This window comes from Paenarthrobacter sp. AB444, from assembly GCF_028736865.1.
GTDB classification, from domain to species: Bacteria; Actinomycetota; Actinomycetes; order Actinomycetales; family Micrococcaceae; genus Arthrobacter; species Arthrobacter nicotinovorans_B.
In genome coordinates, this window is record NZ_JAQZBY010000021.1 from 1 (window position 1) to 16,171 (window position 16,171).

Sequence of the window (16,171 nt, forward strand, 5' to 3'; positions counted from 1 at the left end):
CTGCGAGGGCGGGGAGTACGTGGTCCGTGAGGAGCGGGGCCAGGTCCTCGGGCAGGGGAGCGCCAAGGTCGAGCCAGCGGATTTCGGCGATTTCCGCAGAGGGTTGCGCTTCCCACGTGCCCGGGGCCGTGAACACAGTGGCCTCGATGGTGGTCTCGTCCTCGTTGGCGGCGACGGCATGCCAGACGCCCAAGGGTTCCAGGTCCTGTGCGGCAACCTCGATGCCGACTTCCTCCAGCAGCTCCCGGGACGCCGCCTCGGCAGCGGTCTCTCCGGCCTCGGGCTTTCCGCCGGGGTGCATGAACTTCTCCGTGCCGCGTTTTCGGACGGTGAGGAGCTGACCGTCCTGGTTGTAGACGCACACGGCGCTCACCACGATCACGTTCATGCATTTCTCCTCAGGTGCGATTCCAGCAGCAGATCCTTCGCGGGGCCCGTGACGTCCCACGTGAAGCTGAACGCGTCCGGGCCTTCCCACAGATAATTGACGCGGTAATCGTCCGGATCGCACCAGTGCTTGTCCTGGTGGCCCTGCTCCGAGAAGCTCATGACGTGGAATGGCCGGCCGTCGGGAAAGAACACGTCCATGGATTCCGGACCAACGCCAGGCTTCAGGAGGTATTCGCGGAAGGCGGGCCCCGAGTGGGTGGGCCAGTGCATGGTTCCGTCTTCGCGGTAGTCCAGCCCGCCGTCGGGGTTCTCTTGATAGCGCACGACGCCGGTGAAGGAACCTTTGGTGCCTGAGGCGCGGTCCAGGAGTGTCCGCTCCACCACCCAGCTGCCGGCCAGATAGGCCCGCAGGTCCGGGGTGGGCTGCTGATGGTTCAAGTGCCCTCGATTGGAATCGAACCAACGACACCGGCTTTAGGAGAGCCGTGCTCTATCCACTGAGCTACGAGGGCCTGTGTGTCCACGGCTTGGAATCCCACTGCTGGAGCTCGAGGGCCCGGACACGACTACAAGCATACAAGCTGCCGGGCCGCCGCCCGAACACGGCTAGGCTGACGGTCATGAATGGCCACCAGATTGCACCCGTACAGGCCGGAGCGTTCCTTCCGGACCTGCGCAGCACCAGGGCGAACATCGGCGGATGGGCCCAGCTGAGCGTGGTCCAGTATTTCGTGGCGGAGGCTGCAGTGATCGAGGCCTGGGCCGGGCCGGAGCCCTACAGCAGGGCTACCGGCTTCATCAGCGACCTGGGGGCTGTCTCCTGCGGCGTGTATGAGGACCGGGCGGTCTGTTCGCCCTTGCACTGGCTGATGAATGCCTCCTTTGTGGTCCAGGGCCTGGCCTTGGTTCTTGGCGCGCTCTTCCTCACGGCAGGTCTTTTGTGCGTCGCGGCGAGGCCGGGCGTCCCGGCCAGGCGTTTCCGTGCGGCCGGGGACAGCTTGGCCCAGGCCCGGGTGCTGACGGTGCCCTGGATTCTGGCTGTAGCTATCCGGATACTGACCGGCGTCGCGGGGCTGGGAACGGTGATTGTTGGCTTGGTACCCGAAGATGCGGGCTCTCCGTGGCACTTCGCCGGGGCCCTCATGTTTTTCATCGGCGGAGGCTTTGCGCTGCTCCTGCTGGCCATACTGTGGTTCCGGCAGACGCAGGTTAGCTGGTTCCTCGCTGCCTGCGCAGCAGTCTGTCTGGGGGCGCTGGTGGTGGGCGGGCTCACGGGAATGGACGTGCCGCAGCCGGGGACCTTGGAACGGCTCATGGGCTATCCCGTGACCATTGGCCTGGCCGCCGCAGGCCTGGTGATCGCCCAACGCGTGCGGACGGAACGGAAAGCGCTCAGGGCCGGTTGAGGAAGTACTCGCGGATGTCCACCAGCGACGTGCCACCCGTGTAGCCCAGCTCTGCCGCCCCGACGGACACGGAATCGTCCGGTGAAAAGATGCTGATTGAGAAGGAGCCGGAGTCCAGATCCTTGGTCTTGTCGAGCATCGCCGGCAACGCTCCGTCCAAGGCCTCGGCCAGTGCGGCCTGGTCGGAGGCTGTGCCTGTCAGCTTCGCGGTGATGAAGTTTCCGGACGTGTTCATGTTCACGTGCACCTGGGCATCCTTGATTCCGGGCACGGAGCTTGCCGCCTCCTCCATGTCTTTACCGAGCCGTTCCGCCTTGGAGGGACCACCCGCGCCGCAGGCCGTGATGCCAAGGAGGAACAGCCCAACGATCAGGACTGTTGCCAGTGCTCTGGGAAGTTTGCTCAAGATCACTGCTTTCGGGAAATGTTGGACACGGTTGAGGACACCTGGCTGGCGTCGTTGGTCAGGAACTGCTGGGTGGAGTCCTTTTGACTGTACTGGTTGATGGGACCGCCGCCTTCCAAGCGCGTGACTGAATCCACGTAGCGGTAGGAATCGTGGTAGCTCAACCCGGCGAAACCGGGATCGATGTCCGGATTGGGCAATGTAACCACCACGGCGTTGTTGTCCCGGCTCATTGAGACCCCGCCGGGCACCATGGTGGCATCGGCCAGGTCCACTTTGGGAACGGGGTCGCCGGAGTGTTGCAGAGCCAGGACATCGATCGATGACGGGATGGGAGCCGAGTCCACCGGGGAGCCATACGTGACCACATTGGTCACGTTGAACCTGTCCGTGAATCCACTGTCCGAGGCCAACGCCGTGGCGATCATCCCGCCTTGGGAATGCCCTGACAGCATGACTGGCGCACCGGGAGGAATCCCGGCTTTCTCCATGGCCAGGCTCACGGCCTGAGCGGCCGTGGACAGGTTCCCACCGGCGAGTTCAAGGTTTCCGGTGAGGTCCGTAGGGTTGGCCGCGCCATCGGGCATCCACCGCGTCGTGCCCGGAATGCTCACGATGTAGGCAGGCGGACTGCCTGGCTTTTCGACCGTGGTGATCCTGATGCCGGTGTCCTCCGTGCCGTCCTTTCCAGCGTCAGAGTATGCGGCGTCGGTAGCGGCAAGGATGGCACTGATGCTTGAGGGAACAGGCGTGACGGCCCTGCCGTTGGCATCTGTTTTTCCGGGCGTTCCCACCGTCAGCGGAAGGGGATTCCCTGCCACCGGCCGACCATCATCCAACAAATGCGGGTTCTGGAAACCGAAACTCGTCACCGTCGCGGCGGTGTTCAGCGTCGCTGCGACGAGTAGCACGCCGTTGGACACCAGCTGGGTGATCGATGGTGGTTCACCTGACGTCAGCCAACCCCAGCCCATGTTTACCAGGTCGCCGAAACGAGTGAAGCGGTTCTCCTCGGCATCCATCAGGTTTCCGATGGGGAGGGGCGCCAGGTCTTGGGCGAGGTACCACATGCTTGAGGCGGTGCCGGCAAGCACGCGGTTGACCCTGCCGAAGGTGCTCCACAGCTCGCCGGCATCGTCAGCGGCCGCGTCCAGCAGCCGGTCCAAAGCGGACGTACCAGCGGAGCCGGCCGATGGGGCGCTGGCTGCCAGCTGCTCGTGAACGTTCCGTTGCACGGCTTGCGAGGCGGCTTCGAGCGCATGCCCGGCGGCGACAAGTTGGCTGCGGTAGGCCTTCCAGTCGTGGGTGAACCGTTGCCCGTCGTCGCCGTACCACTCCACGTCGGCGATGAGCGGAGTGAGGCTGCCGCTGAGGTCCAGCAACCGTTGGCTGTTCCGGGCAAACTCCTTGCTGAGGCGTCGGCCGCCCTCCACGTCCATTCCATACAGGCTCATGCGTGCACGCTCCCGGCACCGGCACCGGCATCAGCCCCGACGCGGGCGCTGGCGAGGTATTCACGGCCGCCCAGCACGGACCAGGCAAACTCGCTGGCAATATCGGTGGCGGGGACGGGCATCCAAGAGGCCGTGGCAGCGTCCCCGCGGCTTGCCTCCACGGAGTACAGGCGTTCGGCGACGCCCCAGCTGTGGCGGCGTTGGTATGGCTGGAAACCGTGCCTCCCCGGGGGAACCGCCGTCACCTCAAGGTGGATAGTGCAGCCGACGTCGGCGGCAGTTGCCTGCGGAAGGTTGTCGGGGGAGTCAACGAGCCGGGGCAGGTCCGGAAAATGACGGCTGAGGGACGCCCAAGCGTCCTCCTCCCGGAAGAAGGAAACCTCGACGGCGTTGCGGACTTCCGTGACAGCACCGCCTCCCGCTTCGGTGCTGATGCGGCGGCGGTACGAGAGGCCAACGCCCCGCCCGCCCGCCATGCCGACCTCAGTGTGGACCGACTCCAGCGTGCCCCCGGACTGAGCTGTGTCCCCAAACTGAGCTGTGCCCCCGGACTGAACTGTGTCCCCGCGCTGAACGATGGTGGACGCTCTCAGCGGTGCCGACGCCGCAAGGAAGACTGCCAGCACCCATTGCTGTGACATCACCCCACGGGCATCGAGAATGCCGGCGCGGAGGAGTTCCTCTGCAACTTCGGGTGTAACGTCACCCTGGGCCTGCAAGGACGCCTGATAGGCGGCAAGTTCCGCGTCCTGGCTGCTGTCCATCGCTTCGGCGGCTTTGCGGACGGTCGCTGCCCACGCCAGAGGGCTGATCTCAACGATGTTGAGCCTGGAATCGGCCCGGATTTCTCCCACGAATTTCCCCCAATACACTCCGCGCGCCGAACCTGGCGCCAAGGCTCACGGTATCGGCGTGGGGCTGGCGGCGGAATGGGGAGAAGTGCCCGGACAAGCCGGGCGAGGGAGACGGCTCAAACAGCCGTGCTCAGGCGGCGCGCTTCTTCCCCAGGAACACGGCAACCACACCGCATACCAAGCTGATCAGGAAAAGCACCCAGGACGCGACGGTGACCGCCGACGCCACGGCAACCGAACCGGCGTCGGGCGTTTCTGCCGCCAGCACCGAATCGATGGCCACGTTGGACCACAAGTGGGCCACCGCAAAAAGCAGGGGAGCGGCCCACATGGCCCACCGCCACGACTTGCGTGCCACGTTGGTGCCGATGAGCAGGAGCCAGCTGAAGCCAAAGATCAAGGGGAACAGCGTGCCTGCGGTCTTGTGGACGTAATTGAGCTGGCCACGGGCGGAGTCGTCCATGGCGGTGCGCAACTGGGCGATGTAGTCCTGGGAGAAGCCGCCGATCAGGGAGTCGGGCATTGCCAGGCCATTGGAGAGCTGGGTCATCTGGTTCAGGGTCAGCAGGTGCAGGTACCAGAAGAGGAACAAGCTGGCCACGACGCCGGCGATCACGATCAACTTGGAGTTGCTCTGCGCCTTCTGCGGCGTGCGCTGCGTGGTGGGGTTGATCACGGGAGGCAGGGAGTGATCGGGCACCACTGCCTTTGCTCCGTGCTTCTTGATGCGCTGCGCTGGTGTCTTGGCCATGTCATTCATTATCCCGCCACATAAGCTGGACCCATGACCACCGGCAGGCACACCGCAACTGAACTCGATCCTTCACTTGATGACTACCAGCTGGCCAGCGCCCTGGTCCGGGAAGCAGGGCAACTGGCGCTGCTCATGCGGATGGGCGGACTGCAAGGCGAACGCAAGACGTCCATTTCCGACGTCGTCACCGCCGCTGACCACGCCGCCGAGGCTTACGTCCTGGACCAGCTGCGGCGCTGCAGGCCCGACGACGGCATCCTCGGCGAGGAGGGAGCCTCCGTAGCCGGGACCAGCGGACGGACCTGGGTGATCGACCCCGTGGACGGCACCTACAATTTCCTCCACGGCTCCACGTACTGGTGTTCCGCCATTGCCTTGAAGCGCGACGACGCCGGCCGCGGAGGAAGCCCCGTAGCGGATCCATCGGTCCTGCTCGGTGCCATCTACCAGCCCGAGCTGGACAAGCTGTGGCTGGGCGGCGAAGACCAGCCAGCCACACTGAACGGCGAGCCCATCTCCGGCTCCGGCGATGTGTCCGTCGCCGAAATCTCTGCCGCCACCTATATCCACCCCACGTGGCTCGCCGACCCCCGTACGGCCATGCCCTGGCACGCAGCCGCCATCACCGCGGCGTCCCTTCGGATGTTCGGCTCGGGTTCGTGCGACCTCGGCCGGGTGGCCGACGGCGAGCTTGGTTGCTGGTTCCAGCACAGTTGCCCCGAGTGGGACTGGCTCCCCGGCAAGGCGATCGTGCGTGCAGCAGGCGGGGACACCGCCGTCGTCAAGGTCAACGGCATGAACTGGTTCGTGGCGGGAAGCCCGACGGCGGTCCGTGAGTTGGGTGCCGCACTCACCTCGGTTCCCCAGTTCGCTTAGTGGCTGAACAGTTTGCTTAGTACCTGACGGAGGCGTTAACCCCTTCGGGTACCCCCGAGCCTGTGCCCCCGATCTGCTTGTTATTTTGCAGCGGGGGGCGTCTGCCCCCACAGTCTCAGCTGCAGAACAGCCCTGTCCTGCAGCGTTCGCAAGGGGGAATACTTGAACAGCAAGAGCAAGCTGTGGCCCACTGCCGTGGGTGTCACAGCGGTATCGGCCCTGGCCATCGGCCTGGTGGCCGCACCGGCAGCAAACGCAGCACCTACCGACGTCATCTCGGTGGGCAGCGGACAGATCATCGACGGGTCCGTCCTCACGCTCCCGAACTTTGCCAGCCTGGCATCCAACGGAGCAGCAACTGCCCAGCAGATCGGCACCCCGCCGTCCGGCCCGGCAGTCATTGAAAACGACACTCCGCTGGACCTCAGCGCCGTGTTCGGTGTCGTGAACGTGGGCGCGGGCAACATCCCGCTGCTCCAGAACAACGGCATCATCCAGGTCGGCGCTGTCAGCCAGTACGGCAAGGCAGTCAACGACGGTTCCTCGGAAGCATTCTCCGGCACTGTGAGCGGCGCTCCCGGCCTGGTGACGCTGCCCGGCGGACTTCCGACGAGCGGCGATCCTTCGATTCCGGCAGCCCGCATCAACGTCGGCACTGCCGGTATCCTCGGGGGCACCGACCTGGTCAACGTGGACCTCCAGGTGGCTACCCTCGCGGCAGCAGCCAAGAAGGACCAGGGTGCAGCACCTCAGGGCGCCTACTCGGTGGCTGGGGTTTCCGCTGAAGTTGGCGGCACGGTCATCGGCGGCGTCGCGGGCACCATCAGCACCGCGATCAACACGGCCAACGCCATCCTGACCCCCTTGGGCGTCACGGTGGCCAACCCGGTGGCCGGTGGAACCATCTCCATCACGGAGGCCGACCTCCTGGCTGTCGCCGGCGTCGCAGACCTGAACTCCCTGCCGGCTGGAACCGACCTCATCTCGTTCCTGCCGCAGGCTGTTGCCAACAAGCTGACCTCCGTCGTGAGCAGCACTTTGGCGACCGCCACGACCGCCGTGAACGGCCTTGGCCCGATCGCCCAGCTCGCCGCTGCACCTGCCCTCGCTGCCCTGACCGCAACGTTGAACGGCGTGACAGGTGCTCTTGCAACCAGCATCGTGGCACCCTTAAGCACCGCACTGACCGCCCTGGTTTCGGCCAAGGTCAACGTCCAGGAAACCGCACCGTCGGGCGCCTTCACCCAGCGCGCCCTGCAGGTCGCTGTTGCCGGCGGCTCCATCGCCACCGTCAACCTGGCCAACGCGACCGTTGGACCCAACCTTGACGCAGCGGCGATCCCGCTGGTCAACACCGACACCATGGCGATCACCGGCGGCGTGGCCCTCCTGGCACTGCTCAGCTGGCTGTTCGTCCGCTCACGCCGCCGCACTGCGGCAGCCGCTGCCTGATCGCTCCGGCGACCACGCAACGGCGAAAGGAGAACTGTCAATGTACGGCAATAACTGGACTGCCGGCGGCACGGCCGCAGGCGGTACCACGCTGGCTGTCACCGGTGCCCCAACCCTCGGTTGGGTCATCCTGGTGGGGGTCGCCCTGCTGATCACCGGTTTTGTAGTCCTGCGCAACAGCAGGCTCAAAGCGGCAAAGCGCGGAACGGATCCCAACGCGTAATACCATCGGCGGGGCGGCTCTTTCCGGGCCGTCCCGCCACCCCCATTTTTCCCGGGCTTTCCCGCCCTCGCCCAAGCATCGGAAGTAAATGTCGGTACTCGAATCCGCACAGGCGCTGGCTTTTGTGCTCCTGGTGGTTTTTCTTTCGTACATCCTGGTGATTCTGGTGCCCTTCCTCCGGCGCAAACCCGATCCCGAAGGAGATCCCGGCTCTTTCTCGTGGCATGTGTTCATTCCGTGCCGGGACGAAGAGGTGGTGATCGGCGAGACCCTGGGACTGCTGCGCAAGCAATTTCCCGAAGCCCACGTCTGGGTTGTCGATGATGACAGCGACGACGGTACCGCCGGTATCGTCGACGCCGCCTCGACGCGCGACTCCATGATCCACCTGGTGCGCCGGCGGCGCCCCCTGGCACGTACCGGCAAAGGCGACGCACTGAACGCCGCCTACCGCACCCTGGACGCTTGGCTCCCGGCCGACGTCGACCGGTCTTCGGTGATCGTCCTGGTGGTCGACGCCGATGGCCACCTTGCCGACAACGCGTTCCGTCAGGCGGCCGGCCCGCTCGCCTTCGGCGACCCCGAAGTCGGAGCTGCCCAAACCGCCGTCTGGATGTCCAACCTGCAGGACCCGACCCTCGAGGGTGGCACCGGGCTGCAGCGCCTCAAGAAGTCCTTTGGACGGTGTCTGGTCCTGATGCAGGACATGGAATTCCGAACCACCATTGCTGCCATGCAGTCGCTCAGGCGCCACACGCTGACGGTCGGCCTGGGAGGAAACGGCCAGTTCACGCGTCTTTCCGCCTTGGACGTCATTGCCAAAACGTCCGGACAACCGTGGCATGGGGCGCTCCTGGAAGACTACGAACTCGCCATCCACATCATGCTTGGCGGCTACAAGACCGTCTACATGCACGACACCCACGTGGCCCAGGAAGCGCTCCCTGACCTGCGTCGCCTCCTGACCCAGCGCACCCGGTGGTGCCACGGCGGCATGCAGTGCAGCGTGTACCTGAAGCGGATCTTCGAATCGCCCTACTTCAGCAACGTCGGCGCCATCGAATCCAGCTACTTCCTGGTCCAGCCCTTCATCCAGATTCTTGGCCTGGTCCTCTGGCCTACGCTCTTCATCACCATGGTGGCGCAGGGTTCGCTGACCATGGGCAGCTTCGGCGCCTGGATCAGCGCGGCATGGTTCATCATTCCCCTGATTTTTGCAACGGGCGTGCTGCCTTTCGCGTTGTGGGGCCTGGTGTACCGGAAGCAGGTCGCGCCGGAGAAGAACTTCATGCTGGGGGTGCTCTGGGGCTTAGGCTACTGGCTTTACATGTATCAGAACTACGTCACGGTGCTGAGGGCAACCTACCGCCTCATCACCGGCCGGCAGGGGTGGGCCAAGACCCGCCGCAACCAGGAAGCTGACGTTAAACTCCTAGCGAAGGAAGCGTAGTGGCCATGAGCGCCGAAGCCGGCAACATCAGCATTCCCTCAGGACCCCGGGCCATCCCGGTGCGAAAGGCACGCGGCGGGGGACTCATCGGGTTGCTCTTCATCGCTGCCGCAGCAGCTGCGATGCTGCAGCAGGAACACATCCGGTCCGCCGAAGCGTGGCTCATGTCCGCGATTTTCGATGGCGTACTCGGCGGCGCGTCATACAGCGTGGACGACATCATTTTCCACAACGTGGGCGGTGGCCAGCCGTTTGCCCTGCAAGTGACAGGACTGTGCTCCAGCGCGGTCCTGCTGGCCCCGGTCGCGGGTCTGGCCGGGATCTTCTTCCTGATGGGACGCATCCCGGTATCCCGGCTCATGCCAGCCGCCATCATCGCCCTGGTCATCGTGTGCATCAGCAACGCAACCCGCTATTTCATGATCGCAGCCGCGCAGCAAAGCTGGGGTCAGCAGGGTTTTGACCTCATGCATCACTTCCTGGGTTCCTTCGTGGTGATTTTCGGGTTCGTGGCCGCCATCATCGTCCTGGTCCGGGCCGCCGTCGTCCGCAAGAGCCGGCCGGCTGCGCAGGGCAAGGGCCGGCGTGCGTCGTCGTAGCCCGTTCCGCGCAGGGGTCATGGTGGCCGCTGCGGTTTTGATCTCAACACTTTCAGCATGTGAGCAGCCGCAGCCAGGTGTGGACACGGCCACTCCGGAAGCCGGGCTGTGCCATGCGGTGTTCTCGCCGGAGGAATTCGATGCCGGCAGCGAATCCCGGCCGCCCGTGCCCTGCAGCGAACCCCACACCACCCAGACGTTCCTGGTCACAAATTTCCCCAAACCCCTGGCCAGCCAGGAAGCACGCCCCAACCAACAGCAACTCAAGGCTGTCGGCAGGAGAGTGTGCACCGTTGAGGACCTGCGCACCTATCTCTCGGCGTCCACCAGGGATGCAACTACCGGGCTGACGGTCACCAGCTACTTCCCAAGCCGCGACGCATGGGCAGCGGGCGCCCGATCGGTTCGCTGCGACGTCGCACTGACGGACCAACACGGAACGCCCCAGGAAACGGGCCTTGACCTCAAGGGCGCGCTGGCCGGGCCGAACTCCGCCGTTGTACGGCTCTGCTACCGGCAGGAACTCAAGGATGGCGTCCTTTCCGAGGATGGGGCGGACGTTCCGTGCTCGGAACCCCACACCGCCGAGGACATCAGCGCCTGGGTGGCGCAGGACGCGTCGCTGGCAACACCCGAGGCGCGGGAAGCCCGCTGCCTTCCCTACGCCCTGGAGTTCCTGAAGAGTGAAAAGATGCCCCCAGGCATAAGCGTCCACCCCGTCATCCGCACCGTGGGCACTGCACGAACCATCCGGTGCGCGGTGGCCCCTGCGGACCTTCAAGAACCTGGCCAGCCCCTGGCCCTGACGACCGGTAGCCTGGCACCTGTGCACGCCCCTGGGACCGGGGGAGTGACAAGCAATGGTTGAGGACGCGACCGGACTTCGTGAACGTACCAGCGAACCCACGGAAGTGTTCGCCCCCGCCCCGGTGCGCGGCCGGGAGCAGAACAAAGCCCGGCCGATAGGGAGTGTGGCCCGCTTCCTCGCGAGGACGTTCGGGCCCGGGGCATTGCATCTGGGCCCCGTCCCAGGGGTGGCCCTGATCGCCGGACTGGTGTCGGCTGCCCTCATGATGGTGCGGTTGCTGGTTCCCGAACCTGTCGGCATGGGTGACCAAGGCGACGGGCACAGCTTGGTGTGCTCCTTGGGAGTGATGAACCAACGCCCGTGGGACTACGCCGAATTCACAAAGTACATCCACCCAAGCTGGGTTCCCCACACGTACTACGGCGAAGGCTGTGGAGCCAGCGGCACTGGAGAGCCCTACTATTCTTCCCAGCTGCTGTTCTTGTGGCTGGGGAAGCTGTTGACCCCGTTGCTGGGCTGGGGGGAGGGGCTCGATACCCGTGCGGTTGGCATTGTCTGCTGCGCAGTGTTCGGGCTGTTGATCGCGGCGCTGGTCAACGTACTGCCGGGTCGGGCCTGGTTCCGCGTCCTGATCGCAGGGCTGGTGACTGTCGTGATGGCGGACGGAATCTTTGCTGACTTCTTCATCTCGCCTTACAGCGAGGCCGCGGCCTTCCTGGGCATCCTGGCCGTGTCCGTGGCGTTGCTCCACTACTGGAACGGACGCGGACCGCAGTGGCTGGCTGTACTTCTCGTTGTCCTCGCCACCGCGTTCACCTTTTCGGCCAAGACGCAGCTGGTCTCGTGGCTGCCCGTCTTGGCCTTGGCGCTGCTCTGGCAGCCGTGGCGTCGCGGCGCGGCTGAAGGTGACGCGACCGCCGTCGAACCTTCTGCTGCGGCCGCCCGGCGTCCGCGCTGGCGGACATGGTTGCTGCCGGCGACGGCGATCCTGGTGATCGCTGCGTTCTCGGCAGGCTTCATCAACGCCCAACCCAAGAGGTTCTCCGAGGTAAACCTCTACAACGCTGTGTTCGTGGAGCTTCTTCCGTACAGCCCCACCCCCGAGGCGGACCTGGAATGGCTGGGGTTGGACAGCAGTTTCATCAATGCCATGGACACCACCGTGGACTCAACGCGCTCAGCCGTGCACAACCCGCTGTACCACCAGTTCCAGGAGAAGATCAGCCTGGGCACCATCGCCGGTTTTTACGCCACGCATCCCGAACGGCTCATCACCATGGGTGAACGGGGCATCACGGCCATGCTGACACCGGAATTGGGCTATGTTGGCTCCTACCTCGAAGGCTCCGGGCATGGACCGTACGAGAAAGAACGGCGTTTCCCCGTTGTCCTGGGCCTGTTCAGCGCACTGAAGGCCGCGCCAGTGGTCTTTGTCGGGATGCAGCTGGTGACCCTGCTGTTGGGCCTGGCTGTGGCTTTCCGGAAGCGGAGCGCCGTGGGTCGGTTGGCCGTGGTCATGGTGCTGGGATGCTGGTTGCAGTTCTGGGCCGTCATGCTCAACGGGGGCCAGTCCGAAATCTACAAACACATGGTCATCGCCGGGTTCATGGCAGCTCTGTGCGGCCCACTGCTGGTCGCGCTGATCAGTCTCCTCGCCTCCGCGCCACAGAAGGAGCCGGCGCGAAAGCGCAGGGGCCGGCGGGCCAAGGCACAGCAAGGCTCAGCTGATCCAGCCGTCAGTGGTTAGCTGTTTGCGCAGGCTAATGACGTTGCCCACTTTGACGCCCGCGGTGGCATAGCGCTGCCGGATCCTGTGCAGATGGGCCTTGACCGTCTGTTCGCTGATGCCCATGGCGTCGGCCACCCCGCGCACGGGCAGGGGATCGCTGCCGAGATACAGCTCGGCGAGACGTTGCTCGCGCGGTGACAGCTTGACACGCTCCGGCGTGCTGTCCGCCATGTGGCCCATGGCATCAGGATGCACGTACTGCTGTCCGGCGGCGGCCGCACGGAGGGCCGACTCCATGTGCTCAGGCCCCGCCGCTTTGGGAACGTAGCCCAGGGCTCCGGCAGAGCGGACGGCCTCGGCATCCCACGGGTCCAGTGCCGTAGCCAGGACCACCACACGTAAGCCCGTCCGGACCAGGTGACCGACTGCGGGGACAAGGTCTGCGCGGTGGTCAAGGGTTCCCAGGACTGCCACGGTCGCGGACAGGCTGGTCCAGGCGTCCTCTTGGAGATGGGTTGGGACGGTGGTGAAGCCTGCCGCGACCACCAGGTCAGGCGCATTTCGGCGCAGCCAGGCGTCCAGTGTGTCGATCATCAGTTGGTGCCGGTCCACCACCACCAGCCGCGTCACCATAACTTGGGTGCCTTGATATGGACCATCACGCTTGCTCCGCCAGGGTCCGTGTGTACACGTGGGACCCCCAGCGATTCGACCTCACTCCACAGGGCAGGGGTGCAGCGTGCGGGATCGAGGTTGGTCACCCTCCACGTGATCAGCACCCGTTCCCCGATATCCGGCTCCACGTAAACGTGCAACCTGCCTGGTGCCTCGGCGGCGTCGTGCCCCGGGTGGGGAACGGGCGTAGCGAGAAGCATGGTCACCGAGAGGAACGCGGGGCGATGCGCCTGCGGAATGCGTTGCAGGAGGTCCGGCTGTGCAGCCACTGAGACCCTGGAATCAAGACCCGCCAGCACCAGGGACTCATTGAACCAGTTGCTGCTCTGGGCCACCATCAGCTGTGCACGCAACCGGGAGGCCAGCAATTGGGCCTCCGCGGCCAGGTCCGGGCCCAGAGTGCGGCTTTCGCTCCGGCCCGCCCTGGCAAAGAGGTCCTCGATCTGACGGTGCGTGGCGGACAGCTCCTCCGTGCGGGCTGAGTCGAGGGTATCGGCCTGTCGGGTCAGTGTGGCCAGAGACTGGGAGACATGCCGGGCCATCTGCTCCTCCATGCGGCTGCGGATACCCACCACGATCAGGACTCCCAACAGCCCGGGGATGAGGGTAATGAAGAAAATCAACAAGCCCTCCCCGGAACCGAACCGGGGGGTAATGGCGTAATAGGCACTGCTCAAGAGGGAGTTCGCAGCGGAAAGAAGCATGAATCCCAGCAGGTCCCATCGCAGGCAGACCAAGAAGACCAGGGCCGTCCCCAGCATGACGTTGAACGCGAGCGCGAGGTAGCCCGAGGACAACGTCACCACTTGGGCCGTCATGATGCCCGAACCAATGGAGCTGGCAAGCCAGAGCAGGCGCAACAGGGGAAGATGCCGCCGGGCGGTTGTGGGGGCCGATGCCAGGATGGCTATCACGCAGCCTGCGAGGTCGAAGGCGACCGAGGCAAGCCTGGAGTCGTCCAGGCTGGTCCCGTCCAAGGACCCTGCTTGGGTCATGGCCGATAAGATCCACAGCGTCGCACTGGCCGTTACCAGCACGCCCCGGGACAGGAACAGTGGTCCGGTTGCAGTGCCTGTACTCTCCGGAAAGATCCGGCTCATGCTGCCTCTACTTCGAGGACCACCGTGGTTCCACGTCCCGGCGTCGACAACAGCCTGACCCGTCCTCCTACCTCCGTCATCCGCTCAATCACCGAGTGGCGCACACCAAAACTCTCCGGCGGGAGGGACCCGGCATCGAAGCCGCAGCCTGCATCGCTGACCAATACCGACACCAGGGGACCGGTTCGGGAGACGAGCACATCCACGTGGTCGCTCCCGGCGTGCCGCGCTGCGTTGACCATGCATTCCCCGGCTGCGTCGGCCACAGCCAGCCCAACATCCGGAGGCAATGACCCGCCCTCGCCGAAGACGTCCACGCAGAAACCGTCCCGGCTGTGTTCGCGGGCACGCGCCTTCAGCAAGGAAGTCACCTCGGTGCCCGTGGAAGGCTCGACGACGGCGAGGCGGCCGGCCGGGCGGATCGTCACCTGCCCGGCGTCCCCCACGGATGCGGCCCCAAGGGCGCCGACGTTTCGCGCGGGTGCCCCGCCGTCGTCGTAAGCTGCCGGTGCGATCATGCCCCGGAAGTCCTCCGGCGCCACACCGGCGCCACCCCTGGCCAGGAGGGTAAGTCCCCTGAGCACGGTGTCGTGGATTTGCCGGGCGTCCTGGGATGCTGCGTTGATCCGGTCCCGGGCAACTGCCTGGGCGGCCAGGGACTCAGCCTTGACAGCCTGGTCGCGCAGATAGACATCCAGGGCCCTGGGGGCCGAATGTCGGATGGCAAGCATGATGAGCCAGAATCCAAGAAGGATCAGGAATGTCGTGGGCCCAAGGTGATGCATCATGGATGTCGCCAAGGTATGCCCGAAAACCATGAGGCCCAGCAGACCCGTAAAGACTCCGGACTTCCAAGTGCCGCGCAAGGACAAGGCAACGGTGGAGCTGGCACCGATGAGCAGACTGTGCGCCAACAACAGCGAATCCGAATCCTGGCGGTAGGCAACACCTGCAAGGAGCTCCGACAAGATGATCAGCCCGGCCACAATCATCAGCCGGAGCGGCCAGACGTCGCTGAGCAGCATCACCACGAAGCACAGCACCAGCGTGGTCACGATTGCCCAGGCAAGGGCCCGGTGCCACAAGGGACCATCCATGATGGGGAACAGGTATAGCCACGAGGCCGCAACGAAGACAAAGCTCATTACTGTCCCGGACCGGGCCAACATGTCCGAGCGCTCCACCGCTTTCCGCTGCGCTGCCAGCCGCGTTATCCATGCCCCCATGAATGTCTCCCCAAAACCTGTCATCGGAATAAGATGACCACTTAGGCAGCATCATATGCGCGGAGGACCGATAAAAATGCGATACCCGGTGTCCCAACCCACCATCGAGGTGGACATCGTGGAAGACCATGCGGTCCTGCTGGAGGGGCTTTCCCAGTGGCTTCAGGACAACACCACTGGTATTCGCGTGGTTGGCCGCTACACCTCGTGGGCCGACGCCGCCGCCCGCCTGGGTGCCTTGTCCGACGTCGTTATCCTCGATGTCCTGCTCGGCGACCAAGTGCCGCTGCGGGCCAAAATCCAGGCGATCCTTTCGTCGGGTCCACAGGTGGTGGTATGCAGTTCCGTCGTGGACCCGGCTGTCATGCGGCAGGCGATGGCGGCCGGTGCGCTGGCCTACATCCCCAAAACCGCCCCGGCGAGCGTGGTGGAGACTGCGCTCAGATGCGCGGCGCAGGGTACGCATTACGTAACCCCTGAAGTCTCTGAGGCCATGGACGCCGGGATGGGGGAGCCGCAATTGTCGGCGAGGGAACATCAAGTGGTGTCGGTGTATCTCGGAGGAGCGGCCGGGACGATGGCCGAGACCGCGCAATTGCTGGGCATTTCAGTGGACGGCGTGAAGAAGCATCTCGCCTCGGTACGGCGGAAGTTCCAGGACGGTCCGGAGCCGCTGACGAGGCTGGGGCTGCGGGAACGTCTCACCGCGGGCGGGTGGTTGCTGGAGGATGATCAGCAGTAGCCGGGCTGTGGACGCAAGGCTCTATAG

The 16,171-nt window shown here is 65.0% G+C and carries 18 protein-coding genes and 1 tRNA gene; 9 read left to right on the forward strand and 10 right to left on the reverse strand.

Annotation, left to right across the window (positions count from 1 at the left end; genetic code table 11):
- The 3 genes from PQ627_RS19180 to PQ627_RS19190 form a co-directional block, all read right to left on the reverse strand.
- Window positions 1-388, reverse strand: a 388-nt coding sequence (locus tag PQ627_RS19180; protein ID WP_274262939.1) for an NUDIX hydrolase, incomplete at its 3' end; no start/stop codon positions are given.
- Window positions 385-828: a DUF6314 family protein gene (locus tag PQ627_RS19185; protein ID WP_274262940.1), complete on the reverse strand. Its 444-nt coding sequence runs from the start codon at window positions 826-828 to the stop codon at window positions 385-387. The genes PQ627_RS19180 and PQ627_RS19185, both read right to left, overlap by 4 nt.
- 1 nt (window position 829) lies before the next feature.
- Window positions 830-902, reverse strand: a tRNA-Arg gene (locus tag PQ627_RS19190).
- A gap of 108 nt (window positions 903-1,010) precedes the next feature.
- On the opposite strand from PQ627_RS19190, the gene PQ627_RS19195 reads away from it, so the two are divergent.
- Window positions 1,011-1,796, forward strand: a complete 786-nt coding sequence (locus tag PQ627_RS19195) for a DUF998 domain-containing protein (RefSeq protein WP_274262941.1) — start codon at window positions 1,011-1,013, stop codon at window positions 1,794-1,796.
- On the opposite strand, the gene PQ627_RS19200 is transcribed toward PQ627_RS19195, so the two are convergent.
- From PQ627_RS19200 to PQ627_RS19215, 4 genes are all read right to left on the reverse strand, one after another.
- Complete coding sequence (locus tag PQ627_RS19200) at window positions 1,783-2,208, reverse strand: hypothetical protein (protein WP_274262942.1); 426 nt, start codon at window positions 2,206-2,208, stop codon at window positions 1,783-1,785. The genes PQ627_RS19195 and PQ627_RS19200 overlap by 14 nt on opposite strands.
- Entirely contained in the window at window positions 2,205-3,656 is a 1,452-nt protein-coding gene (locus PQ627_RS19205; RefSeq protein ID WP_274262943.1) for a PGAP1-like alpha/beta domain-containing protein, read from the reverse strand. The genes PQ627_RS19200 and PQ627_RS19205 overlap by 4 nt, the downstream gene beginning before the upstream one ends.
- On the reverse strand, window positions 3,653-4,510 hold the full coding sequence (locus PQ627_RS19210; protein ID WP_274262944.1) for a hypothetical protein: 858 nt from the start codon (window positions 4,508-4,510) through the stop codon (window positions 3,653-3,655). Before PQ627_RS19210 ends, PQ627_RS19205 begins: the two co-directional genes overlap by 4 nt.
- 130 nt (window positions 4,511-4,640) lie before the next feature.
- Window positions 4,641-5,261 (reverse strand): hypothetical protein, encoded by a 621-nt coding sequence (locus tag PQ627_RS19215; protein WP_274262945.1) that lies wholly within the window; start codon window positions 5,259-5,261, stop codon window positions 4,641-4,643.
- Window positions 5,262-5,294: 33 nt separating this feature from the next.
- Between PQ627_RS19215 and PQ627_RS19220 the strand changes: the two genes are divergently transcribed.
- From PQ627_RS19220 to wsfD, 7 genes are all read left to right on the forward strand, one after another.
- Window positions 5,295-6,140: an inositol monophosphatase family protein gene (locus tag PQ627_RS19220; protein ID WP_274262946.1), complete on the forward strand. Its 846-nt coding sequence runs from the start codon at window positions 5,295-5,297 to the stop codon at window positions 6,138-6,140.
- A 162-nt stretch (window positions 6,141-6,302) separates the two neighbouring features.
- Window positions 6,303-7,592 (forward strand): PVV-CTERM domain-containing choice-of-anchor G protein, encoded by a 1,290-nt coding sequence (locus PQ627_RS19225; protein WP_274262947.1) that lies wholly within the window; start codon window positions 6,303-6,305, stop codon window positions 7,590-7,592.
- A gap of 40 nt (window positions 7,593-7,632) precedes the next feature.
- Window positions 7,633-7,815 carry a peptidase gene (locus PQ627_RS19230; protein WP_144662665.1) on the forward strand — a complete coding sequence of 61 codons (183 nt, stop codon included), beginning with the start codon at window positions 7,633-7,635 and terminating at the stop codon, window positions 7,813-7,815.
- 88 nt (window positions 7,816-7,903) lie between these two features.
- The gene (locus tag PQ627_RS19235; protein ID WP_274262948.1) at window positions 7,904-9,265 is read left to right on the forward strand and encodes a glycosyltransferase family 2 protein; all 1,362 of its coding nucleotides are present in this window, start codon (window positions 7,904-7,906) and stop codon (window positions 9,263-9,265) included.
- Window positions 9,266-9,270: 5 nt separating this feature from the next.
- The gene (gene xrtS, locus PQ627_RS19240) at window positions 9,271-9,864 is read left to right on the forward strand and encodes an exosortase S (RefSeq protein WP_274262949.1); all 594 of its coding nucleotides are present in this window, start codon (window positions 9,271-9,273) and stop codon (window positions 9,862-9,864) included.
- Complete coding sequence (locus PQ627_RS19245) at window positions 9,851-10,732, forward strand: septum formation family protein (protein WP_274262950.1); 882 nt, start codon at window positions 9,851-9,853, stop codon at window positions 10,730-10,732. Before xrtS ends, PQ627_RS19245 begins: the two co-directional genes overlap by 14 nt.
- Window positions 10,725-12,419: a glycan biosynthesis hexose transferase WsfD gene (gene wsfD / locus PQ627_RS19250; RefSeq protein ID WP_274262951.1), complete on the forward strand. Its 1,695-nt coding sequence runs from the start codon at window positions 10,725-10,727 to the stop codon at window positions 12,417-12,419. Before PQ627_RS19245 ends, wsfD begins: the two co-directional genes overlap by 8 nt.
- On the opposite strand, the gene PQ627_RS19255 is transcribed toward wsfD, so the two are convergent.
- From PQ627_RS19255 to PQ627_RS19265, 3 genes are read right to left on the reverse strand one after another with little or no spacing between them, the layout of a single operon-like run.
- Entirely contained in the window at window positions 12,393-13,034 is a 642-nt protein-coding gene (locus tag PQ627_RS19255) for a response regulator transcription factor (protein WP_274262952.1), read from the reverse strand. The genes wsfD and PQ627_RS19255 overlap by 27 nt on opposite strands.
- Window positions 13,028-14,176, reverse strand: a complete 1,149-nt coding sequence (locus tag PQ627_RS19260; RefSeq protein ID WP_274262953.1) for a hypothetical protein — start codon at window positions 14,174-14,176, stop codon at window positions 13,028-13,030. Before PQ627_RS19260 ends, PQ627_RS19255 begins: the two co-directional genes overlap by 7 nt.
- Entirely contained in the window at window positions 14,173-15,402 is a 1,230-nt protein-coding gene (locus PQ627_RS19265; protein ID WP_274262954.1) for a sensor histidine kinase, read from the reverse strand. Before PQ627_RS19265 ends, PQ627_RS19260 begins: the two co-directional genes overlap by 4 nt.
- 88 nt (window positions 15,403-15,490) lie before the next feature.
- Here PQ627_RS19265 and PQ627_RS19270 point away from each other — a divergent pair, with 88 nt between their 5' ends.
- A complete protein-coding gene (locus PQ627_RS19270; protein WP_274262955.1) occupies window positions 15,491-16,144 on the forward strand; it encodes a response regulator transcription factor in 654 nt (217 codons plus the stop codon).
- Window positions 16,145-16,171: the final 27 nt, after the last annotated feature.

Excerpts from the sequence above, each read along its gene's own strand:
- PQ627_RS19195 (WP_274262941.1), top strand. The coding sequence starts at position 1,011 with ATGAATGGCCACCAGATTGCACCCGTACAGGCCGGAGCGTTCCTTCCG.
- PQ627_RS19205 (WP_274262943.1), bottom strand. The coding sequence starts at position 3,656 with ATGAGCCTGTATGGAATGGACGTGGAGGGCGGCCGACGCCTCAGCAAG.
- PQ627_RS19215 (WP_274262945.1), bottom strand. The coding sequence starts at position 5,261 with ATGGCCAAGACACCAGCGCAGCGCATCAAGAAGCACGGAGCAAAGGCA.
- PQ627_RS19220 (WP_274262946.1), top strand. The coding sequence starts at position 5,295 with ATGACCACCGGCAGGCACACCGCAACTGAACTCGATCCTTCACTTGAT.
- PQ627_RS19230 (WP_144662665.1), top strand. The coding sequence starts at position 7,633 with ATGTACGGCAATAACTGGACTGCCGGCGGCACGGCCGCAGGCGGTACC.
- PQ627_RS19235 (WP_274262948.1), top strand. The coding sequence starts at position 7,904 with ATGTCGGTACTCGAATCCGCACAGGCGCTGGCTTTTGTGCTCCTGGTG.
- xrtS (WP_274262949.1), top strand. The coding sequence starts at position 9,271 with ATGAGCGCCGAAGCCGGCAACATCAGCATTCCCTCAGGACCCCGGGCC.
- wsfD (WP_274262951.1), top strand. The coding sequence starts at position 10,725 with ATGGTTGAGGACGCGACCGGACTTCGTGAACGTACCAGCGAACCCACG.
- PQ627_RS19255 (WP_274262952.1), bottom strand. The coding sequence starts at position 13,034 with ATGGTGACGCGGCTGGTGGTGGTGGACCGGCACCAACTGATGATCGAC.
- PQ627_RS19260 (WP_274262953.1), bottom strand. The coding sequence starts at position 14,176 with ATGAGCCGGATCTTTCCGGAGAGTACAGGCACTGCAACCGGACCACTG.
- PQ627_RS19265 (WP_274262954.1), bottom strand. The coding sequence starts at position 15,402 with ATGGGGGCATGGATAACGCGGCTGGCAGCGCAGCGGAAAGCGGTGGAG.